This window comes from Streptomyces sp. NPDC020681, from assembly GCF_044334895.1.
Classification (GTDB): Bacteria; Actinomycetota; Actinomycetes; order Streptomycetales; family Streptomycetaceae; genus Streptomyces.
In genome coordinates, this window is sequence record NZ_JBIRTX010000019.1 from 38,179 (window position 1) to 57,891 (window position 19,713).

The following is a 19,713-nucleotide window of genomic DNA, read 5'->3' on the forward strand; positions in this document are numbered from 1 at the left end:
TCAGAGGCCGCCTCACCAGACTCGCACCGACCCGCCTCGCGCGAACGCGGGACTGGTCGCGTCCGGCGGGATCTCGGTCAGCGGCTCGGCTATCTCCTCGACAGCCGGGCCGGCCTTCGCCGCGATCGGATCGAGGAGACCCAGGTCGAAGCCGTAGACGCGGGCGGCGTTGCCGCCGGCCATCGCCGCGACCTCGTCCCGCGCAAGACCCGCGTAGGCGATGCGGAGGCCTTCGCGGGAGTACGGAGTGGTGCCTTCGTCGTGCGGGTAGTCGCAGCCCCACATGATCTTGTCGAGGCCGATCCGGTCGCGCAGCGGCACCTCGTGCGGGCGCATGAAGCTGGCGCCGACGAAGCAGTTGTCGCGCCACACCTCGCTCGGCCCCTTGCCCATCGAAGCGGCAAGACCGGCGCCGAACTTGGACTCGGCGGTGGCCGCGCGGGTCGCGGCCGCGACGAGCCGCCCGTGGTAGTAGTCCAGCATCTCCAGCACGCCCGGGATCCAGCCGGAGCCCTGCTCGGTCAGCACGAGCTTGAGGCCCGGATGGCGGCGGAAGGCCCCGCCGAAGATCAGATGCCACAGGGCCCGGTGCGAGAACCAGGTCGTCTCCACCATGAACACCGCTCTGGCGGCCGGTTCCTCACCGAGCGGCGGCGACGCCGATCCGCCGTGGTGGTTGACCGGCACGCCGAGTTCGTCGCAGACCGCCCAGAGCGGGTCGTACGTCGCCGAGTACAGCTCGGCGAGGCCCGATCCGGGCGGTGTGCCGGGCAGCAGGATCCCGCCGGTGAGGCCGTCGTCCCTGGCGCGGCGGATCTCCCGGACGGCCTCGTCGACGTCGTTGAGCAGGATCTGCGCGACACCGGCCCGCCGCCCGGGCGCGAGCGAGCAGAAGTCGGCGAGCCAGCGGTTGTGGGCGCGCAGCCCGGCCCAGCGCTGTTCGTACTCCTCCCGCGAGGGCGCGGGGGCCATCAGCGAGGCCGAGGGGAAGAACGGCGGGATGGTGTTCGGGAAGACGACCTCGGCGACGATCCCGTCGGCCTCCAGCTCGCTGATCCTGCGGTCCGAGTTCCAGTTGCGGTCGGCGGTGTCCGCCAGCAGGTCCTCGTACGGATTGACGTACGTCGCGGCCCAGGCGTCGAAGTCGTCGTGGTACCGCTTCTCCAAGTACGGCCTGTAGTCCAGGAGGTCGGCGCCGGCGTGGCAGTCGGCGGAGATCACCGTGTAGCGGTCCGTCATGACGAAGCCCCCAGTACCGGGAAGTCGTGGTCGGTCAGCCAGTGCCTGCCGACCTCGCGCGACCTCGCCCAGGACGCCTCCACGGCCGGCTGGTCCGCCGACTGGCCCAGCTCGTCCGGCGTCGGCCCGATCCGGCGGGCAATCGGCGCGAGCTTGCCGGTGTCGAAGCCGAAGACGTCCGCGGCGGCGAGGCCCAGCATCCGGCGGGTCTCCGCCACCGGGATGTCGTGGAAGGTGTTCTTCAGCCACTCCCTGGTGCGCGGCCAGGTGCCTTCGGGGTGCGGGAAGTCGCTGCCCCACAGGATGTTGTCGACGCCGATCTCGTACCGCTGCGCGAGCTCGCGCCGCTTGGTGTTGGTGGCGCAGATGAATACCTGGCGGTCGAGATACTCGCTCGGCGGGCGGTTCAGCTCGGCGAACGGCGACAGCTTCTTGCCGCCGTGCGCGCCGAGGTAGAGCCGGTCCATGAACCAGAGCAGATTCGGCAGCCACCAGCAGCCCGACTCGGCCACGCCGAACTTCAGGCCGGGGTGCCGCTCGAAGACTCCGGACCAGAGCAGGAACCACAGCGGCCGGGCCGGCCAGAAGGTGACCTCGGAGACATAGATGCCCAGATGGTCGCCGTATTCATGGCGCGGCGCCGCGCCGGAGTGGGTGACGACGGGCATGCCGGTCTCGGCCGCGGCCGCCCACACCGGGTCGTAACGCCGGTCGTGGTACGGCTCCTTGTCCACCCACATCGAGGGGATCATCAGCGCGCCGAGGCCGGACTCCTTGGCCCGGTGGATCTCCGCGACGACTCGGTCCGTCTCGCCGGTGACGGGCAGCAGCGCGACGCCGCAGTGCCGGTCGGGGTTCTGTCCGACGAACTCGGCGAGCCAGCGGTTGTGGGCCTGCGCGCCCGCCATGCCGAGGTCGGGGTCCTGGTCGCCGGAGAGTCCGAGACCGACGCCGAAGGGCGCGGCCGTCTGGCTGTCGACGGCGTCCGCGTCCGGGAAGACGACCTCGGCGGCCACGCCGTCGCCGTCGAGTTCCTTCAGCCGCTGGGCGGCGTCCCAACCGCCCTTCAGACCTTCCTCGTTGTCGCTGAACCACTTGGTCGCGAAGGCCTCGTTGCGTACGCCGAGCCGCGTCATCTCCGCGCGGCGGCGGTCACGGCCGGCGAGGAATTCGTCGAAGTCGCGGTGGAAGCGCGGGTCGAGATAGGGCCGGTACCGCTCGGTCGGCAGTCCGGCGTGGCAGTCGGAGGAGATGATCAGGTACGGGTCGTTCGCGTCGGTCATGGCATGCCCCCTCGGGTCGGGATGGCTGCGGCTCGACTCGGTCCGGCTCGACTCGGCTCGGCTCGGCGGTCAGTCGAGGATGAAGTTCTCCAGGTAGTCCGGCGCGGAGCGGTCCAGCATGGACCGCGAACGCGCCAGGATCTGGCGGTCGCTGTGGTCGCTCGCGGGCAGCAGCCAGAAGCGGCCGGCGCGTATCCCGTCCACGACGAACGCGGCCACCTCCTCGACCGGCGTGAACTCCACCTCGCGTCCGGCCTCCCGCATCGCCGTCTCCCACTGCCCGAGGCTGCGGTACGGAGTGCGGCGCGGCCGCTCCTTGGCGTACCGCTCGGGCCTGTTGCGGTGCGACTCCCACAGTCCGGTGCGCAGCATGTGCGGCCCGGGAAACAGCACGGAGGCGCCGACCGGCGCGTTCTCCGCCTTCAGATGCGCGTACAGCGACTCGGTCATCGTCACGACCGCCGCCTTGGTGACGGCGTACACGGACGCCGTGGGCAGTGGCGCGATCCCGCCGTCGCCGGAGGAGGTGTTGACGACATGGCCCGGCTCGCCGCTCGCGATCATGCGCGGTACGAAGGCCTGGATGCCGTGGAAGACGCCCCAGACGTTGACGGCGAAGGCCCAGGCCCAGTCGTTCGGCTCGTGCTCCCACATCCGGCCCTCGGCGCCGGAGCCGACGCCCGCGTTGTTGCACAGCACATGGACGGCGCCGAACGCGTCGTACGCCGCGTCCGCGAGTGCGAGAACACTGTCGCGGTCCGACACGTCGACGGTGCGGGCGAGCAACGTGGCGCCCTCCGCGACCAGTTCGTCCGCCGCCTTGTGCAGCGCGCCCTCCTCCACGTCGGCGAGGACGACCTTCAGCCCCTGTGCCGCGAAGCGCCGGGCCATCGCGAGCCCGATGCCGCTCGCGGCCCCGGTGACGACGGCCACCTGTCCTTCGCGCAGCTCCATCAGACGCTTCCTTCCGGCGGTCCGTCGAGGATCTGCTGCGGGTCGTCGTAGCGCTGGTGGATGTACGGAAGCAGCGCCTGCGCGCTCACCCGCTCCGCGACCCGGCCCTTCTGGTCGGTGGTCTTCTCGCCGATGGTGAGCTCGACGACGCGGCGTACGGGAAGGTCGGCGACCGGGTCGTAGACCGACTCGCGCAGCACCACGTCGCCGGCCAGCTTTTCCAGCCTGCGGAACCTCTCGTTGCGCACGCAGTGCACGAGGACCGGGTCAGCGTCGAAGCCCTGGCCGTCCACTGCGGGCAGGAACTTGAAGTAGAAGTCGAGCTTCTCGGCCGGTTCGGGCAGCGGCAGCGGGCCGTCGACCGCGCCGCGCACCTCGACGAACGCGATGCCGTGCCGGGCGAGCGCGGCCCGTACGACCAGTCCGTCCCGCTCGACGGTCACCTCGCCGAGCTTCTTCGGCTCGCCGAACACCTCGCGGCCGCCGATCAGCGCACGCTCATGGGTCATCGGCATCACGAGCGGGTACCAGCCCTCGCGCCCGTCGTGCAGCGCGGCGACCGCGACCGAGCCCGCGCCGAGCGGATAGCCGGGCAGTTCGACCTTGCTGATGTTCGCCCGTACCAGCGGCCGTTCGGTGGGCTTGAGCGGCGGCGGCAGCACGGCCGCCACCGCGTCGGGGTCGCTCTCCCACACTGCGACGACGCCCGTCGACCAGATGTCCGGGAGCTTGGAGCCGGCTGCGCGGGCCGCGGCGATCTCCGCCTCGGTGCGCGCGCCGTACCGTACGCGTGCCATGTCGTACCGCCCTTCATCGGGAAGCCTGTAACACAGTTACACCGGTGGCGATGAAGGGTAAAGAGCCGTGCACGTACCGGAATTGGGGGGACCATGACGCGCAACGCCCTCACTCGCGACGAGGTGCTCGACGCGGCCGCCGCGCTCGTACGGCAGCACGGCCCGGTGGCACTGACGATGCGCAAGCTCGCCGCCGAGCTCGGCACCGCGGTCACCTCGATCTACTGGCACGTCGGCAACCGCGAGTCGCTGCTGGACGCGCTGGTCGCGCGGACGGTCGAGGAGATGGGCGCGATCCGGGCAGTGGGCCGCACCCCGGAGGCGCGCATCGTCTCGGTCGCCCGGAAGCTCCGCCGCGAGCTGCGCGAGCGCCCGCATCTGATCGCGATGGTCCATGAACGGGGGCTCACGGAACGGATGTTCCTGCCCGCCCAGCAGGCGCTCGTCCATGAGGTGCACGCCGCCGGGCTGCGCGGGGCGCGCGCCGCCGAGGCGATGCGCGCCGTCCAGTTCCAGGTCGTCGGCTTCGTACTCGTCGAACGCAACCGCGAGCGCTCGCCGGTCCAGTCGCCGGGCGAGAGCGAGCTGTGGGACACGGTGACGGCGGAACACGACCCGGCGCTGGCCCGGGCGCTGGCCCGGCCGGCGGATCCGGAGAAGCTGTTCGCCGCGTCCGTACGGGCGTTGGTGAGCGCACTGCTGAGGGCGTGAAGGAGCGCCCAAGTCACCGCCTCGGTGCGGCCGGACCGGGAGTTGTCAGTGCGGGCCCGTATTCTCTGTGACCATGCTCGACGACCGTACAACCGCAGCTACGGCGTGGCCGGCCGCGTATCCCCAGGGGTACGCGGTCGTCGACGTAGAGACCACCGGACTCGCCCGCGACGACCGGATAGTCTCCGCTGCCGTGTACCGCCTCGACGCCCGGGGCAATGTCGAGGACCACTGGTACACCCTGGTCAATCCCGAGCGGGATCCGGGTCCGGTGTGGATCCACGGTCTGACGAGCGATGTGCTCGAAGGCGCACCGCTGTTCGGAGATGTCGCAGGTGAGCTCTCCGACCGGCTCGACGGCCGGGTCCTCGTCGCGCACAACGCCATCTTCGACTGGTCGATGATCGCCAGGGAGTACGCGCGGGCGGAGCGCACCGCGCCCGTGCGGCAGCGGCTGTGCACCATCGCGCTCGCCAAGGAGCTGAGGCTGCCGCTGCCCAACCACAAGCTGGCGTCGCTCGCCGCGCACTTCGGCGTCGTGCAGCAGCGGGCGCACCACGCGCTGGACGACGCGCGCGTGCTGGCCGAGGCGTTCCGGCCCTCGCTGCACACCGCGGCCCGCGACGGAGTGCGGCTGCCGCTGCTCGAGTGCCGTCCGCTGACCGAGTGGTCCGACTCCCCCGCGACACCACGGATCGGCTACCAGGCGTCGTACGGCCAGTCCGGGCACGGGTCTTCCTACGGCGGCGGGTACGGATCCCCGTACGGGCGCAACAGCTGGCGGCCCTCGCGCAGACGGCCCGCCTGCCCCTACCCCAACCCCGGGCGGTACAGGACGGGACAGCCGCTGACTCAAGGGATGCGGGTGGCGTTCTCCGGCGACACCTCGATCGAGCGGGAGCTGCTGGAGGACCGGGCGATCGAGGCGGGCCTGCATGTCGCCACCAGCGTCTCCCGGCTGACCAGTCTGCTGGTGACCAACGACCCGGACTCCGCGACGTCGAAGACCGTCAAGGCGAAGGCGTACGGCACACCGGTCGTCGACGAGGCGGCCTTCACCCAGCTGCTGCGGGACGTGGCCCCGGCAGACGGGTGACGGCATGGCGTGCCGCCCACTCTTCGACGACCGCGCGCCGCACCCTGTGGCGCATGGCACGTTGCGAGGTTTGCGGAAACGACTACGGCATGTCCTTCGAGGTGCACGCGCAGGGCGCGGTGCATGTCTTCGACTGCTTCTCCTGCGCCATTCACCGCATGGCGCCCATCTGTGAACACTGCCGGGTCCAGATCATCGGCCAGGGCGTCGAAGTCGAGGGCCACTGGTACTGCGGCGGACACTGCGCCCGCGCGGAGGGGAGGGCGGGCATCGTCGACAAGGTATGAGACCGGCAAGCCACCGAGGACAGGCCCGGACAGGACCCACCGTCCGGGCCTTCTGCCGCAGCAGGTACGGTCGAATCCGTGTACCGCTTCCTGTTGTCCCGGCAGTGGGTGATCCTCGCCCTCATCGCGCTCGTGCTCATCCCGACGATGATCGAGCTGGGCTTCTGGCAGCTGCACCGGCACGAGCGCAGGGTCGAGCAGAACGCGCTGATCGCCGAGAACCTGCGGGCCGAGCCGGTCCCGGTGACCGAGCTCACCTCCCCCGGGCATGTCGTCCCGCGCGCCGAGTACTGGCGCCGGGTCACCGCCACCGGCACGTTCGACACCGCACACGAAGTCGTCGTACGCCGCCGCACCAACGCCGATGACCGGGTCGGCTTCCATGTGCTGACCCCGCTGATCCTGGCCGACGGCCGCGCCATCCTGGTCAACCGCGGCTGGATCCCCACCGCCGCCGACCAGAAGGCCTTCCCGTCCGTGCCGCCGGCGCCCAAGGGAAAGATCACCGTCACCGGCCGCCTCAAGGCCGACGAGACGACCAAGGACAGCGGCATCAAGGACCTGGCCGGTCTGCCGCCGCGCCAGATCATGCTGATCAGCAGCGCTCAGCAGTCGAAGGCGCTGGGGCGGACGGTACTCGGCGGCTATCTGGAGCAGACCGCTCCGGCCCCGGCCGGCAGCAGCCCGGAACAGATCCCGGAACCCGACCACGACTCCATCGGCACGCACATGGCGTACGCGGTCCAGTGGTGGATGTTCGCCGCCGGCGTGCCGGTCGGCTGGGTGATTCTCGTACGCCGGGAGAAGCGCGACCGCCAGGCCGCGGCGGCACAGCGGACGCCGGAGCCCGCGCCCGCGACTGCTTAGCCGCCGCCTGCCGTGCGGCTGCTTAGCCTCCGGCTCCCGCGGGAACACGGCAAAGCGTGACCCCACGCATCGAGGACTACGCACTCATCGGCGATCTGCAGACCGCCGCGCTGGTCGGCAACGACGGCTCCATCGACTGGCTGTGCCTGCCGCGCTTCGACTCGGGTGCGTGTTTTGCCGCGATCCTCGGCGACAAGGACAACGGCCACTGGCGGCTCGCGCCGAAGGGCGCGAGCACCTGCGCCCGCCGCGGCTACATCGGCGACTCACTCGTCCTGGAGTCGGTGTGGGAGACGCGCACCGGCACGGTGAAGGTCATCGACTTCATGCCGCAGCGCGACACGACCCCCGATGTCATGCGCATCGTGGAGGGCGTCAGCGGCACGGTCGAGATGACCGCCACGCTGCGGCTGCGCTTCGACTACGGCTCGGTGGTGCCGTGGGTGCGGCGCGTGGACGACCAGCGGGTGGCCATAGCGGGCCCGGACTCGGTGTGGCTGCGCAGCGACCCGCCGGTCAAGACATGGGGTCAGCAGCTCAGCACCGTCTCGTCGTTCACCGTCGGGCCGGGCGAGAAAGTGGCGTTCGCCCTCACCTGGCATCCCTCGAACAAGCCGCGGCCCGAGCTCGTCGATCCGTACGAGGCCTTGGAGACCAGCCTCCAGGACTGGTTCGAATGGTCCGCCCGATGCGAGACCCAGGGCCGGTACCGCGAGCCGGTCGTCCGCTCGCTCATCACGCTCAAGGCGCTGACCTACCACCCGACGGGCGGGATCGTCGCCGCGCCCACGACCTCGCTGCCGGAGGAGCTCGGAGGCGTACGGAACTGGGACTACCGCTTCTGCTGGCTGCGCGACGCGACGCTCACCCTGGGCGCGCTGCTGGACGGCGGGTACCAGGAAGAGGCCTGGGCGTGGCGCGACTGGCTGCTGCGGGCGGTGGCCGGCGACCCGGCCGATCTGCAGATCATGTACGGGCTGGCCGGAGAGCGCAGACTGCCCGAGACGGAACTGCCGTGGCTGAAGGGCTATGCGGGCTCCGCACCGGTGCGTATCGGAAACGCCGCCGTGCAGCAGCTCCAGCTCGATGTGTACGGAGAGGTGCTCGACGCCCTCTATCTGGCGCGGCAGAAGGGCCTGCCCGCGGAGATACACGCCTGGAACCTCCAGCTCAGCCTGCTCGGCTTCCTCGAGTCCAAGTGGCGCGAGCCGGACGAGGGGCTGTGGGAAGTGCGGGGCCCGCGCCGCCACTTCGTGCACTCCAAGGTGATGGCATGGGTGGCGGCCGACCGTGCCGTGCGCACGCTGGAGACGCATCCGGAACTGCGCGGCGACAGCTCGCGGTGGCGGGCGATGCGGGACGAGGTGCACCGGGAGGTGTGCGACAAGGGCTACGACCCGGCGCGGAACACCTTCACTCAGTACTACGGCTCTGCCGAACTGGACGCGGCGACGCTGCTGATCCCCCGGGTCGGCTTTCTGCCGCCGGACGATCCACGGGTGATCGGGACGGTGGACGCGGTACGGGACGAGCTCGGTGCGGGCGGCGGGCTCGTACGGCGCTACAGCACGGCAGCGGCGAACGTCGACGGGCTGCCCGGGGACGAAGGGGCGTTCCTGGCCTGCTCGTTCTGGCTGGCGGACGCACTGCTGATGACGGGGCGGGCGAAGGAGGCGAAGGAGCTGTTCGAGCAGCTGATCGCGCTGCGCAACGACGTCGGACTGCTCGCGGAGGAGTACGACCCGGTGAACGGGCGGCAGCTCGGGAACTATCCGCAGGCGTTCAGCCATATCGCTCTGGTCACCACGGCCCTCGCGCTGAGCCGTGCGGAGAATGCAGGATAGGTCCATGGATCTTGGACTGAAGGACCGCGTCTATGTCGTCACGGGTGCCTCGCGAGGGCTGGGCAACGCGTCCGCGCGTGCGCTGGTGGCCGACGGCGCGAAGGTCGTCATCAGCGGGCGCGACGAGAAGGCCGTCGCGGACGCCACCGCCGAACTCGGGCCGAACGCCTACGGGATCGCGGTGGACAACGCCGACCCGTCGGGGGCGGAGCGCCTGGTCGCGGCGGCGCGGACGCAGTTCGGCCGCTTCGACGGCGTACTGATCAGCGTGGGCGGACCGGCGCCGGGCTTCGCCGCGGACAACACGGACGAGCAGTGGCAGGCGGCGTTCGAGTCGGTGTTTCTGGGCGCGGTCCGGCTGGCCCGTACGTCGGCGGCGGCGCTGGGCGAAGGAGGCGTGATCGGCTTTGTGCTGTCCGGCTCGGTCCATGAGCCGATCCCGGGCCTGACGATCTCCAACGGGCTGCGCCCGGGTCTCGCCGGTTTCGCCAAGTCGCTCTCGGACGAGCTGGGCCCGCAGGGCATCCGGGTGGTGGGCCTGCTGCCGGCCCGCATCGACACGGACCGGGTCCGCGAACTGGACGCGCTCTCCGGCGACGCGGACGCGGCTCGCGCGGCCAACGAGTCCCGCATCCCGCTGCGCCGCTACGGCGCCCCGGAGGAGTTCGGCCGCGCGGCGGCGTTCCTGCTGTCGCCGGCGGCGTCGTACTTGACGGGCATCATGCTCCCGGTGGACGGCGGCGCGAGGCACGGCTTCTAGACCGGGGCCGGGCCGCCGGGCCGTCTACGTCACACGGCGGGCGCCGTGCGAGGCCGCGCGCAGGTGGACTTCCGCCGGGAGCACCTCCAGGCCCGCCGAGTCGCGGGCGTGGGCCACCGCCTCCGTCGTGAGGCGGGTCAGGGACTCCGCCGGCGACGCATGGGGCTCCAGGAGCAGCGCCACCCGTGCCTGCGGCGTACTGCGGCGGCCCGTCAGAGTGATGTGGGCGCGGGAGACTCCCTCCAGGGACTCCGCCTCGCCCTCCAGGACGCCCTCCAGCGCCCGGCCGCGCAGCAGCGCGCCCTCGCCGTCGCCGCTGTCGACGAGCACCTCCGCGAGCCGGGCGCGGCGGAGTTGGGCGACGAACAGCCACAGGGCCAGCAGCACCAGTACCGCGAGGACCGCGATGACCACCGGCCACCACCAGCCCTCGTCGCGCCAGCGGTACCGGTCGGCGTCGCTCAGCAGCACATCGCCCGGCCCGTACCAGGGCCACCAGGACGGCACGGAAAGACCCGTACCCGCCGCGAGCACCGCCCCGCCCACGCAGAACAGCGCCAGACCGGCGAGGCCGACCAGCACGCGATTGATCACCCGGAGCTTTCCGCCCATCCCCTTCACCCCTTTCACGCCTTCTTGGCCGGCGGCCGGTCGACATGGACGGACAGCGCCGGCGGCCGCGCCAGGCCGAGTTCGCGGATGCCGACACCCAGCGCCGTGTCCAGGTCCGCGCGTACGTCGTCGAGCTCACGGAAGTGCGATCTGGCCCGTACCGACACGTTCTTGCGTCCCATCCGCACCCGCACCGACTGCACCCCGGAGACCTCCATCGCCCGGTCCCGCAGCACCAGCGCCGCGGCCTCCCGGTCGAGACCGGCTCGTACGGACGACACGTCACGGCGCATCGGCAGCAGCGCGCGCAGCCCCGGTGTAACGGCGATGACGATCAGACAGACGCCGAGCAGCATCGCGGCCGCCGCGGCGGTCAGCACCCACAGCTCGTCGAGCCGCCATTTCGCGAGGTGTTCGGCGGTGTCCCGGCGCCACTGCATGGCCGGGCGGTCGGCCCGTACCGCCGCGACGTCGTACAGCAGGATTCCCGCGCCGCCGAGCACCACCAGCGCGAGCAGCCCGGCGGGCACGCGGCGCACCGACCAGAAGCGGCCGGCCTTGCCGCCCTCGCCCTCGTCGACACCCGGAACCGGCTGGTACGCAGCCGCCGAGGCGGACTGGTCCAGATCGAGCACCGGCGACGCCGGCGGCGGTACGGGCTCACTCATCTGATCCTCCCCTGCGCCGCTCTGCGGGAGTGCGCGGAGTGCAGCCGCTCGACGAGCACCGCCACTTCGGGCACGTCCATCCCCGCCAACGCCTTTACCCGCTCGACGACCCGGTGACGCACGGCGCCGCACTGCTCGCCGATGTCGGACGGATAGTCGAGTTCGAGGCTGACGTGGACGTGGGCGACCTCGTGGTGGACCGTGACGGAGGCCTGGGGCGCGGTGCCGCCCGCGGGAACGACGTGAATCGCCTCGCGTGCCGCCTGCGCGGCGATCTTCGCGACGACCCGGTCGGCGATCGTCGTGGACCCGCGCTCGCGCGCTGCCACGCGCCCCCTGCCTTCAATGGAGGGACCCCCAGCAGTCACGCCGTGTCACCGCCGCCGGTCGCCGCGGTCGCGACTGCGGAAGAAGTCACCCGGTTCGAGGTCGCCGTCGAGGAACCGGCCGGCCACAAAGCCGACCGCTCCCAACGCCGCGACCAGCAGAAACGCGCCGAAGCCGCCGAAGTATCCGGCGAAGCCGAGCGCCATGCCGGCGATCAGGCCGACCACAGCCATGCTCATCGTGAGCTCCTCTACTGAAACGCCTACTGGAGACGCGGCTCGGGCTCTTCGTCTTCCTCTTCGGGCAGTTTCACATCGCTGACCGCGATATTGACCTCGACGACCTCGAGACCCGTCATCCGTTCCACCGCGGAGATGACGTTCTCCCGGACGGCGCGGGCGACATCGGCGATCGAGACGCCGTAGTCGACGACGATCTCCAGGTCGAGGGCGGTCTGCACCTCGCCGACCTCGGCCTTCACGCCTCGGGTCACATTGGACTTGGCGCTGCCCGGCACCCGGTCGCGGACCGCGCCGAAGGTACGGGACAGTCCGCTGCCCATTGCGTGGACGCCGAGCACATCGCGCGCGGCGAGCCCGGCGATCTTCTCGACTACTCCGTCGGCGATGGTGGTACGGCCGCGGGACCCGGGATCTCCGCCGCCACGCCTGGTCACTGAAGTCTTCCTGAGTTCCTCGCCCGACCCGGACGGCTCATTGCCGGGGTTGTCGGGCCGCCTGCGCGGTGCGGTGTCGGTCATCGCCTTGCGTCCTTTCCGGGCGGTGGTGGACTCCGCTGACCACATTAAGTGCGCTTGCCCCGTCTCGCGCCGGGGATGCGGCAGGCTGGAGCAATGACCACTGCTGATGCGGTACGGCGACGGCTCGGCCTCGGCAGGCTGCTTCCGCTGGGCGGAGCGGCGGACGGGGCCTGGCTGGCCGAACAGGCGGCCGACGCGGTGCTGCGGCACGCGTCGGCCGAGGTGCCGGGCGTGGAGCTGGGCCGGCTGAGGCTGGGCCTGGTGGATCCGGAGACGGCGGACGCCCCCGCGGTTCCACCGCCACCGAGTGCGCTGTTCCCGGGGCCGCTGCGGGTCGACGCGGAGTTCGCGGCGGCGGCGCTTCAGCCGCTGCCGGCGCTGGCGTCGGCGCTGCGGGAGGCGCTTTTCACGGCGGCCGTGGACGTGCTGGACCTGGCGGTCACCGAGGTGGATCTACGGGTGACGGCGCTGCTCGACGACGCCCCGGAATCCGCGACGGCCACTGGTCCGCCCGAGGTACGGGCCGTTCCGGCGACGGACCCTGCGGGCACGGCCGCGGCCGTGGCGCGGGGCGTTGCGTGCCTGACGGCCACGCTGGGCACGCCGGTGCATTCGGCCGCGGACCACGTCCGGGTGGAGGTGGCGACGGCAGCGGGCCACCGCCCGCTGGACGTGGCCCTTGCGGTCCGCGAGGCGGTGAGCAAGGCGCTCGCGGACGGCCGCCCGGTGTCGGTGCTGATCACAGCGGTCGCGGAGTAACCGCGCGGGCCCAGCACTGCGGCCCGCGCGGATCCGCGCGGGTCAGTCGCCGATGCCTGCGAGCGCGCGCAGGCGGCGGGCCTGGGCGGCGCGCTCGGCCGTGCGCTGGTCCTCGAGCGTGCGGCCGCCCACACCCTGCAGCAGCGCCTTTGTCTCGATCACCGCGTCCCGTGGGGCCGCGAGCAGCGCCGACGTCAGGTCCCGTACCGCGCCGTCGAGCTCGTCGCCCGGCACGACCAGGTTCGCGAGGCCCGTGCGCTCGGCCTCCTCGGCATGCACAAAGCGGCCCGTCGCGCAGATCTCCAGCGCGCGGGCGTAGCCGACGAGCGACACCAGCGGATGCGTGCCGGTGAGGTCCGGGACGAGTCCGAGGCTGGTCTCGCGCATGGCGAACTGCACGTCCTGTGCGACGACCCGCAGGTCACAGGCGAGCGCAAGCTGGAAGCCCGCGCCGATCGCATGACCCTGGACCGCCGCGATCGTGACGATGTCGCTCCGGCGCCACCAGGTGAAACCTTCCTGGTACTCCGCGATGACGGCGTCGAGCTCCGCGTCGGAACCCCGTGCCAGATCAAGGAAGGACGGCTCGCCGTCGAAGCCCTCGGGCGTGAACGCCTGCCGGTCGAGTCCCGCGGAGAAGGACTTGCCCTCGCCGCGCAGCACGACGACCCGCACATTGCCCGGCAGCGACCGACCCGCCTGCGCCAACGCCCGCCACAGAGCGGGGGTCTGGGCGTTGCGCTTGTCCGGGTTGGTCAAGGTCACCGTGGCAACGTCGTTCTCGACGGTGAGCCGTACGCCGTCCTTGTCGAGCACAGAGACAGAGTCGAGCGAAGTCATAAGGCGCCTCCGGTTTCAGGTGCAGTCAGTGCAGACTAGCTAAGCGACTGCACAGTAACCACCCGGTCGGCCGTGCGACCGCCCGGGTGGCCACCGCAGAAACCGGTGGACCGAAGGAGCCCTTGGAACCGAAGGAGCCTCGGCTGTCAGGCCGAAGCGGCCTTCTTTCCTCGCGTAGCTCCGCCGCGTCCCCGCAGCGTTACTCCGGACTCGCTGAGCATCCGGTGGACGAATCCGTAGGAGCGGCCGGTCTCTTCGGCCAACGCCCGGATACTCGCACCGGAGTCGTACTTCTTCTTCAGGTCTGCCGCGAGCTTGTCGCGCGCGGCGCCGGTAACCCGGCTGCCCTTCTTCAGAGTCTCGGCCACCCGTGCCTCCTCATGGGAAGTGCGCTCTGGACTCTCATGATCACCCCTCGGGGGCTTGATGGCCACCCATTCGGCAAGGTCCGTACGACAAGCTTTGCCCTGCGCCGGCCGGCCGCCATGACCGGAATCTTTGATTCCGTACGCCCGGATTCGCACGCCGGAACAATCTCCCGAAAGAACGCCCAGGTCACCGAGGCGCCGCGGACCCGGCCTCGGCGTGTGCACGGACGGAGCGACTCCGCTCGGCGCCACGCCGCGGTACGAGAGGTACTCACGCAGATGATGGATCACCGGTGAGCCGAATGATCCATACGGAGTGGATCAGGGCCGGACCGGGCCTGAAGAGGCGGATCGGACACCGGTCAGGCGAGCGCCACCAGGTCCGCATAGTCCGCGCCCCACAGGTCCTCGACGCCGTCGGGCAGCAGGATGATCCGCTCCGGCTCCAGCGCCTCGACCGCTCCTTCGTCGTGCGTGACGAGGATGACCGCGCCCTTGTAGGTGCGCAGCGCTCCGAGAATCTCCGCACGGCTGGCCGGGTCGAGGTTGTTGGTGGGCTCGTCGAGGAGCAGCACGTTCGCGGACGAGACGACCAGGGTGGCCAGCGCCAGACGGGTCTTCTCACCGCCGGAGAGGACTCCGGCCGGCTTGTCGACGTCGTCACCGGAGAAGAGGAAGGAGCCGAGCGTCTTGCGCACCTCGACGAGATCGAGGTCAGGCGCGGACGAGCGCATGTTCTCCAGGACCGTGCGGTCCGGGTCGAGGGTCTCGTGCTCCTGGGCGTAGTAGCCGAGCTTGAGGCCGTGGCCCGGAGTGACCTCTCCGGTGTCGGGCTGCTCCACGCCTGCGAGCAGCCGCAGCAGCGTCGTCTTGCCCGCGCCGTTCAGGCCGAGGATGACGACACGCGAGCCCTTGTCGATCGCGAGGTCCACATCCGTGAAAATTTCGAGCGAGCCGTACGACTTGGACAGGGACTCCGCGGTGAGCGGGGTCTTGCCGCACGGCGCGGGCTCCGGGAAGCGCAGCTTAGCGACCTTGTCGGAGACCCGTACCTCGTCGAGACCGGCGAGCAGCCGCTCGGCGCGCTTGGCCATGTTCTGCGCGGCGACGGTCTTGGTGGCCTTGGCGCGCATCTTGTCGGCCTGCGAGTTGAGGGCCGCGGCCTTCTTCTCGGCGTTCTGGCGCTCGCGCTTGCGGCGCTTCTCGTCGGCCTCGCGCTGCTGCTGGTAGAGCTTCCAGCCCATGTTGTAGACGTCGATCTGGGCGCGGTTGGCGTCCAGGTAGAAGACCTTGTTGACGACCGTCTCGACCAGGTCGACATCGTGGGAGATGACGATGAAGCCGCCGCGGTAGGTCTTCAGGTAGTCGCGCAGCCAGACGACGGAGTCGGCGTCCAGGTGGTTCGTCGGCTCGTCGAGGAGCAGGGTGTCGGCGTCCGAGAAGAGGATGCGCGCGAGCTCGACGCGGCGGCGCTGACCGCCGGAGAGCGTATGCAGCGGCTGGCCGAGCACGCGATCGGGCAGGCCGAGCGCGGCGGCGATGGTGGCGGCCTCGGCCTCGGCGGAGTAGCCGCCCTTGGTGAGGAACTCGGTCTCCTGGCGCTCGTACTGCCGCATCGCCTTGTCGCGGGTCGCGCCCTGGCCGTTCGCGATGCGCTCTTCGTTCAGGCGCATCTTGCTGATCAGGACATCGAGGCCGCGGGCGGACAGGATGCGGTCGGTCGCGAGGACGTCGAGGTCTCCGGTGCGCGGGTCCTGCGGCAGATAGCCGACCTCACCGGAGCGGGCGATGGTGCCGCCGGCGGGGACGCCTTCGCCGGCGAGGCACTTGGTGAGGGTGGTCTTGCCTGCGCCGTTACGGCCGACGAGGCCGATGCGGTCGCCTTTGGCGATACGGAAGGAAGCGGACTCGATGAGTACGCGCGCGCCGGCGCGCAGCTCGATGCCGGAAGCGGTGATCACGGACAGACTCCAGGGCGGTGTGGACGGCGGAAGGGACGGGCGTGGGAGCTTCGACGCCGTCTAATGCGCAAGGAGAATGGCCATACGGGCCAGTCTACCGGGGCCGTGCAAGTGGTTTTGCGTCAGCTTTCGCGGCCTCGGCGCGCGGATTACCGATCGCCTGCCGCCGGACCGTGCGGCCGGCGGGGTGTCCGCCGTACGGGCCGACTGGGCGGGATGGCAGGCGCAGCAGGAGCCGGCGGCGGGTACCGGCACCGCCGGACCGAGTGGCCTGATGACGTCGGCGGCGGGCGCCCGAGCCATCCCCGGGACAGTGCGGACGCAGAGCACTGCCTCCATATCGGAAGAAAAGGGGCGATACAGGCTGTGGTGATCAATACTCGGCGCAGGGCCGCGGGCTGCCGCTGCCGCGTGAGCCGGAGTGGAAGCCGAAGGTGGTGGCCATGCAGTTCGACGACGACGCCGATCTGGACACTTCCGAGGTCCCGGATGTGCGCGGCAGCCGCATCCCCGGCGGCCGGGCCACCGTCGGCGGCGGCATCGCCGGACTCATCGCGCTGATCCTCGGACTGCTCTTCGGAGTCGGGCCCGATCAGCTCGGGCTGTCGTCGGGCGACTCGGACCCGGTCGCGACCGTCTCGCCCCAGGCGCAGGTCGAAGCGGCGTGCAGGCGCGGTTCGGACGCCAACACCAGGGAGGACTGCCGGATCGTCGGGGTGGTCAACAGCGTGCAGGGCTACTGGAGGGCCGAGTTCCCGCGGCGGCAGGGCCGCTACGCCGACGCGCGGACGGTGATGTTCACCGGCCAGGTGGGCACAGCGTGCGGGGCCGCGACCTCGGCGGTGGGGCCGTTCTACTGCCCCGGGGGCCAGAAGGTCTATCTGGACCTGGGGTTCTTCGACGACCTGCGGGACACGTTCGGGTCGAGCGGCGGACCGTTCGCGCAGGCGTATGTCGTGGCGCACGAGTACGGCCACCATGTCCAGGACCTGATGGGCACGCTGCAACGGGCGCAGGACGGCAGGCAGGGCGCGAACAGCAACGCGGTGCGGGTGGAGCTGCAGGCGGACTGCTACGCCGGGGTGTGGGCGCATCATGCGACGACCACGCCCGACGACAGGACGGGGCGGCCGCTGCTGAAGCAGCTGACGGACGCGGACATCAGGGACGGCCTGGACGCCGCGGCGGCGGTCGGCGACGACCGGATCCAGGAGAGGTTCCAGGGCCGGGTGACGCCGGAGTCCTGGACGCACGGCTCGGCCGCGCAGCGCCGGCAGTGGTTCTACAACGGCTACCGCACGGGCGACATGGCGCAGTGCAACACCTTCGCCTGAGCCGGTGGTTCAGAGCTGCTGCCGCCGGGCTTCCCGGCGTTGTCAGTGCCCGGTGCCAGACTGAGATCCAGATCACATCCCAACCGTCGAGCATGAAGGAGTGATCGAGATGTCGCAGTCTCCGAGCATCTGTCCGACGCTGGTGTACGCGGACGCCAAGGCCGCGATCAAGCAGCTCACCGAAGCCTTCGGCTTCACCGAGCACGCGGTGTACGAGGACGAGGCGGGCGGAGTCGTGCACGCCGAGCTGGCGTACGGCAACGGCATGGTGATGCTGGGCAGCAAGGGCACGGGCGGGGAGTTCGACAAGCTGATGACGAACGCAGGTCCCGCCGGCGTGTTCATCCATGTCGACGACGTCGATGCCCATCACAGCAGGGCGGTGGAGCACGGCGTGGATGTCGTGATGGAGCCGAGGGACCAGGAATACGGGGCACGGGACTACATGGCGCGCGACATCGAGGGCAACATCTGGAGCTTCGGTACGTACGCGCCGGGGACGGACGGACCCTGACCTCCGGACGGGCCGACAGGGTGGGCCCGTCCGGAGGGTTGAGAGAGCAAGGCGGTTGATGAGGGCTGGGCGATTGAGGGCTAGGGCCTGTCGTCTGGGTCTTGCCGGGCTCGCGTGCCCTGGTGCCGTGCCTCGCCGCGTTGTCGTCGGTCGGCATGGCTCCGCCATGCCTCCCTCCTCCGCCTTGCGATCCGTCCCCTGGGCCCTGAGGGCCCGGGGAAGCCCCATGACACCAGACCCGCTCACTGACCCGGCCTGACCCAGACGAAAGGCCCTAGGCGCCGCCGGTGTGGACCTGGAACGCCGCCCGGCGCACGGCCTTCGCGAGGGCCGGGTCCGGGTGCGCGGCGGCCAGTGCGACCAGGACCTGGACGGTGCGCGGATGGCCGCCGGCCCGGACCTCGTCGAGGAGCGCCGGGACCGTCCCCTGCACCGCCGAGTCGAGATGCCGCAGCAGCAGCTGGGGCTCGCCGTGGTCCGCGACGGCCGCCGCGGTGTCCACCCACAGCCAGGTCGTCTCCGCCCGGGTGAGCACGTCCGCGGCGTCCTCCGGGTCCATGCCGTCGTACTCGGCGAGCCACAGCAGCGCATAGGGGCGCAGCGAGGGCTCGCCGGCGGCGGCGCGGACCTCGGCCTCGGCCGGGGCGCCGACGACACGCAGCGCCTCGAAGGCGAGTCCGCGCAGCAGCGCGTCCTCGCCGCGGGCCACGGCAAGGAGTTCGGCGACCGCGCTGGAGACGGTGCGGGCGGCGAGCCAGGCGCGGTACTCGGCGCGGGCGGGGCCCGGGGTGAGGCGGGCGCAGCCGCGCAGCATGTTCTCGGCGGGCTGCTCGATATTGCCGGCGGGGCTCTGGGCGGCGACGCAGATCTGCTCGAGCTTGACCCAGACCGCCCAGTTGCCGAGCGGAGTGAGGGTGGCGGACCGGCCCGTGTCGAGGGTCAGTGCGCCGACGGCGGACAGGCCTTCCAGGGCCCAGTCGAGCAGGAGGGACACGGGTACGTCGGAGCCGGGCTCCGGCTCGGCGCCGGGGTCGGGCTGCGGGCCGTAGGGGACTTCGCAGCGCTCCTCGCGCAGTTCGGCCACGCGCTGCTCCAGGAGGTCGAGCAGCGCGGCCACGAGCACCGGTCCTGCCGAGAGCTGAAGGAGGGAGAGCAGCTGCGGAACCGCCTCGACGACCTCGGCGACGGCGGTCGGGGCGACGTCCTCCGGTGCCGGGTGGACCAACGACCAGGCGTCGAAGAGGGCGACCCAGCCGCGGAGCACGGCCATGTCGTCGCGGTCCCAGGCGCGCAGCCGCCAGCCGGGGCGTGCGGTGTCGCCGTGGAGTTCGACGAGGCCGGCGAGGCGGGCGCGGTCCCATCCGGCGCGTACCTGGAGCGGTGTCAACTCCAGTGCGGCGGCGGCCCGTTCCTGGGCGCGCGCGGCGAGCGGTGCGGTGCTGGGGTCCCGCTCCACGGCGGCCCAGCGGGCGATCCGTACCGCGTCGGCGAGGACCTCCCGCGCCTGGCGGGCCAGCTCGGAAGGGGCGGGTGTGCCCTCAGGAGGCCTCGGGGCCGGGCGGGTGCGCCGGGCAGTCACAGCCCGCCGTGCGGTGGCCAGCGATCGCGGGCGGACAAGACGGAGTCTGGAGTTGCGCGCCAATTGCTCATCAGGCTTTCGGGACGTCACAGGGAGCAGTCTTCCCGCTGACGGCCCGAAAGCCCAAACGGAACCAGGTCGGCCGCGTCCGGC

22 protein-coding genes are annotated in these 19,713 nt (G+C 71.3%); 9 read left to right on the top strand and 13 right to left on the bottom strand.

What is annotated here, in order from left to right; all coding sequences use genetic code 11:
• Nucleotides 1-12: 12 nt before the first annotated feature.
• The 4 genes from ACH4YL_RS32565 to ACH4YL_RS32580 form a co-directional block, all read right to left on the bottom strand.
• Complete coding sequence (locus tag ACH4YL_RS32565; protein ID WP_398511094.1) at nucleotides 13-1,239, bottom strand: amidohydrolase family protein; 1,227 nt, start codon at nucleotides 1,237-1,239, stop codon at nucleotides 13-15.
• Nucleotides 1,236-2,522, bottom strand: coding sequence for an amidohydrolase family protein (locus ACH4YL_RS32570; protein ID WP_398511095.1), 1,287 nt, complete (start codon nucleotides 2,520-2,522; stop codon nucleotides 1,236-1,238). The genes ACH4YL_RS32565 and ACH4YL_RS32570 overlap by 4 nt, the downstream gene beginning before the upstream one ends.
• Nucleotides 2,523-2,591: 69 nt before the next feature.
• Nucleotides 2,592-3,476 (bottom strand): SDR family NAD(P)-dependent oxidoreductase, encoded by an 885-nt coding sequence (locus tag ACH4YL_RS32575; protein ID WP_398511096.1) that lies wholly within the window; start codon nucleotides 3,474-3,476, stop codon nucleotides 2,592-2,594.
• Nucleotides 3,476-4,273 (bottom strand): acetoacetate decarboxylase family protein, encoded by a 798-nt coding sequence (locus ACH4YL_RS32580; RefSeq protein WP_398511097.1) that lies wholly within the window; start codon nucleotides 4,271-4,273, stop codon nucleotides 3,476-3,478. The genes ACH4YL_RS32575 and ACH4YL_RS32580 overlap by 1 nt, the downstream gene beginning before the upstream one ends.
• 93 nt (nucleotides 4,274-4,366) lie before the next feature.
• Here ACH4YL_RS32580 and ACH4YL_RS32585 point away from each other — a divergent pair, with 93 nt between their 5' ends.
• The 6 genes from ACH4YL_RS32585 (at nucleotide 4,367) to ACH4YL_RS32610 (ending at nucleotide 9,838) form a co-directional block, all read left to right on the top strand.
• Nucleotides 4,367-4,984: a TetR/AcrR family transcriptional regulator gene (locus ACH4YL_RS32585; protein ID WP_398511098.1), complete on the top strand. Its 618-nt coding sequence runs from the start codon at nucleotides 4,367-4,369 to the stop codon at nucleotides 4,982-4,984.
• 67 nt (nucleotides 4,985-5,051) lie between these two features.
• On the top strand, nucleotides 5,052-6,080 hold the full coding sequence (locus ACH4YL_RS32590; RefSeq protein WP_398511099.1) for a DEDDh family exonuclease: 1,029 nt from the start codon (nucleotides 5,052-5,054) through the stop codon (nucleotides 6,078-6,080).
• Between the two features lie 53 nt (nucleotides 6,081-6,133).
• Complete coding sequence (locus ACH4YL_RS32595) at nucleotides 6,134-6,367, top strand: hypothetical protein (protein ID WP_124002417.1); 234 nt, start codon at nucleotides 6,134-6,136, stop codon at nucleotides 6,365-6,367.
• 78 nt (nucleotides 6,368-6,445) lie between these two features.
• Entirely contained in the window at nucleotides 6,446-7,234 is a 789-nt protein-coding gene (locus ACH4YL_RS32600; protein WP_398511100.1) for an SURF1 family protein, read from the top strand.
• A 56-nt stretch (nucleotides 7,235-7,290) separates the two neighbouring features.
• On the top strand, nucleotides 7,291-9,078 hold the full coding sequence (locus ACH4YL_RS32605) for a glycoside hydrolase family 15 protein (RefSeq protein ID WP_398511101.1): 1,788 nt from the start codon (nucleotides 7,291-7,293) through the stop codon (nucleotides 9,076-9,078).
• 4 nt (nucleotides 9,079-9,082) lie between these two features.
• Nucleotides 9,083-9,838 (top strand): SDR family oxidoreductase, encoded by a 756-nt coding sequence (locus ACH4YL_RS32610; RefSeq protein ID WP_398511102.1) that lies wholly within the window; start codon nucleotides 9,083-9,085, stop codon nucleotides 9,836-9,838.
• A 24-nt stretch (nucleotides 9,839-9,862) separates the two neighbouring features.
• On the opposite strand, the gene amaP is transcribed toward ACH4YL_RS32610, so the two are convergent.
• The 5 genes from amaP to ACH4YL_RS32635 are packed head-to-tail and all read right to left on the bottom strand — an operon-like array spanning nucleotide 9,863 to nucleotide 12,205.
• Nucleotides 9,863-10,450, bottom strand: coding sequence for an alkaline shock response membrane anchor protein AmaP (gene amaP / locus ACH4YL_RS32615; RefSeq protein ID WP_398511103.1), 588 nt, complete (start codon nucleotides 10,448-10,450; stop codon nucleotides 9,863-9,865).
• A gap of 14 nt (nucleotides 10,451-10,464) precedes the next feature.
• The gene (locus ACH4YL_RS32620) at nucleotides 10,465-11,118 is read right to left on the bottom strand and encodes a DUF6286 domain-containing protein (protein WP_398511104.1); all 654 of its coding nucleotides are present in this window, start codon (nucleotides 11,116-11,118) and stop codon (nucleotides 10,465-10,467) included.
• The gene (locus tag ACH4YL_RS32625) at nucleotides 11,115-11,447 is read right to left on the bottom strand and encodes a hypothetical protein (RefSeq protein WP_398511105.1); all 333 of its coding nucleotides are present in this window, start codon (nucleotides 11,445-11,447) and stop codon (nucleotides 11,115-11,117) included. Before ACH4YL_RS32625 ends, ACH4YL_RS32620 begins: the two co-directional genes overlap by 4 nt.
• A 45-nt stretch (nucleotides 11,448-11,492) precedes the next feature.
• Nucleotides 11,493-11,684 carry a hypothetical protein gene (locus tag ACH4YL_RS32630; RefSeq protein ID WP_398511106.1) on the bottom strand — a complete coding sequence of 64 codons (192 nt, stop codon included), beginning with the start codon at nucleotides 11,682-11,684 and terminating at the stop codon, nucleotides 11,493-11,495.
• Nucleotides 11,685-11,707: 23 nt separating this feature from the next.
• The gene (locus ACH4YL_RS32635; protein ID WP_398511107.1) at nucleotides 11,708-12,205 is read right to left on the bottom strand and encodes an Asp23/Gls24 family envelope stress response protein; all 498 of its coding nucleotides are present in this window, start codon (nucleotides 12,203-12,205) and stop codon (nucleotides 11,708-11,710) included.
• Between the two features lie 93 nt (nucleotides 12,206-12,298).
• Between ACH4YL_RS32635 and ACH4YL_RS32640 the strand changes: the two genes are divergently transcribed.
• Entirely contained in the window at nucleotides 12,299-12,964 is a 666-nt protein-coding gene (locus tag ACH4YL_RS32640; protein ID WP_398511108.1) for a hypothetical protein, read from the top strand.
• Between the two features lie 42 nt (nucleotides 12,965-13,006).
• Here ACH4YL_RS32640 and ACH4YL_RS32645 read toward each other — a convergent pair whose 3' ends face one another.
• From ACH4YL_RS32645 to ACH4YL_RS32655, 3 genes are all read right to left on the bottom strand, one after another.
• Nucleotides 13,007-13,804 (bottom strand): enoyl-CoA hydratase/isomerase family protein, encoded by a 798-nt coding sequence (locus ACH4YL_RS32645; RefSeq protein ID WP_398511109.1) that lies wholly within the window; start codon nucleotides 13,802-13,804, stop codon nucleotides 13,007-13,009.
• A 146-nt stretch (nucleotides 13,805-13,950) separates the two neighbouring features.
• A complete protein-coding gene (locus ACH4YL_RS32650; protein WP_006123601.1) occupies nucleotides 13,951-14,172 on the bottom strand; it encodes a helix-turn-helix domain-containing protein in 222 nt (73 codons plus the stop codon).
• A gap of 362 nt (nucleotides 14,173-14,534) precedes the next feature.
• Nucleotides 14,535-16,133 carry an ABC-F family ATP-binding cassette domain-containing protein gene (locus ACH4YL_RS32655; protein WP_398511110.1) on the bottom strand — a complete coding sequence of 533 codons (1,599 nt, stop codon included), beginning with the start codon at nucleotides 16,131-16,133 and terminating at the stop codon, nucleotides 14,535-14,537.
• Between the two features lie 443 nt (nucleotides 16,134-16,576).
• On the opposite strand from ACH4YL_RS32655, the gene ACH4YL_RS32660 reads away from it, so the two are divergent.
• Together ACH4YL_RS32660 and ACH4YL_RS32665 are read left to right on the top strand one after the other, a co-directional pair.
• Nucleotides 16,577-17,467, top strand: a complete 891-nt coding sequence (locus tag ACH4YL_RS32660) for a neutral zinc metallopeptidase (protein ID WP_398511111.1) — start codon at nucleotides 16,577-16,579, stop codon at nucleotides 17,465-17,467.
• A 109-nt stretch (nucleotides 17,468-17,576) separates the two neighbouring features.
• Nucleotides 17,577-17,981, top strand: coding sequence for a VOC family protein (locus tag ACH4YL_RS32665; RefSeq protein ID WP_398511112.1), 405 nt, complete (start codon nucleotides 17,577-17,579; stop codon nucleotides 17,979-17,981).
• A gap of 274 nt (nucleotides 17,982-18,255) precedes the next feature.
• Here ACH4YL_RS32665 and ACH4YL_RS32670 read toward each other — a convergent pair whose 3' ends face one another.
• Nucleotides 18,256-19,650, bottom strand: a complete 1,395-nt coding sequence (locus tag ACH4YL_RS32670) for a hypothetical protein (RefSeq protein WP_398511113.1) — start codon at nucleotides 19,648-19,650, stop codon at nucleotides 18,256-18,258.
• Between the last annotated feature and the right edge of the window lie 63 nt (nucleotides 19,651-19,713).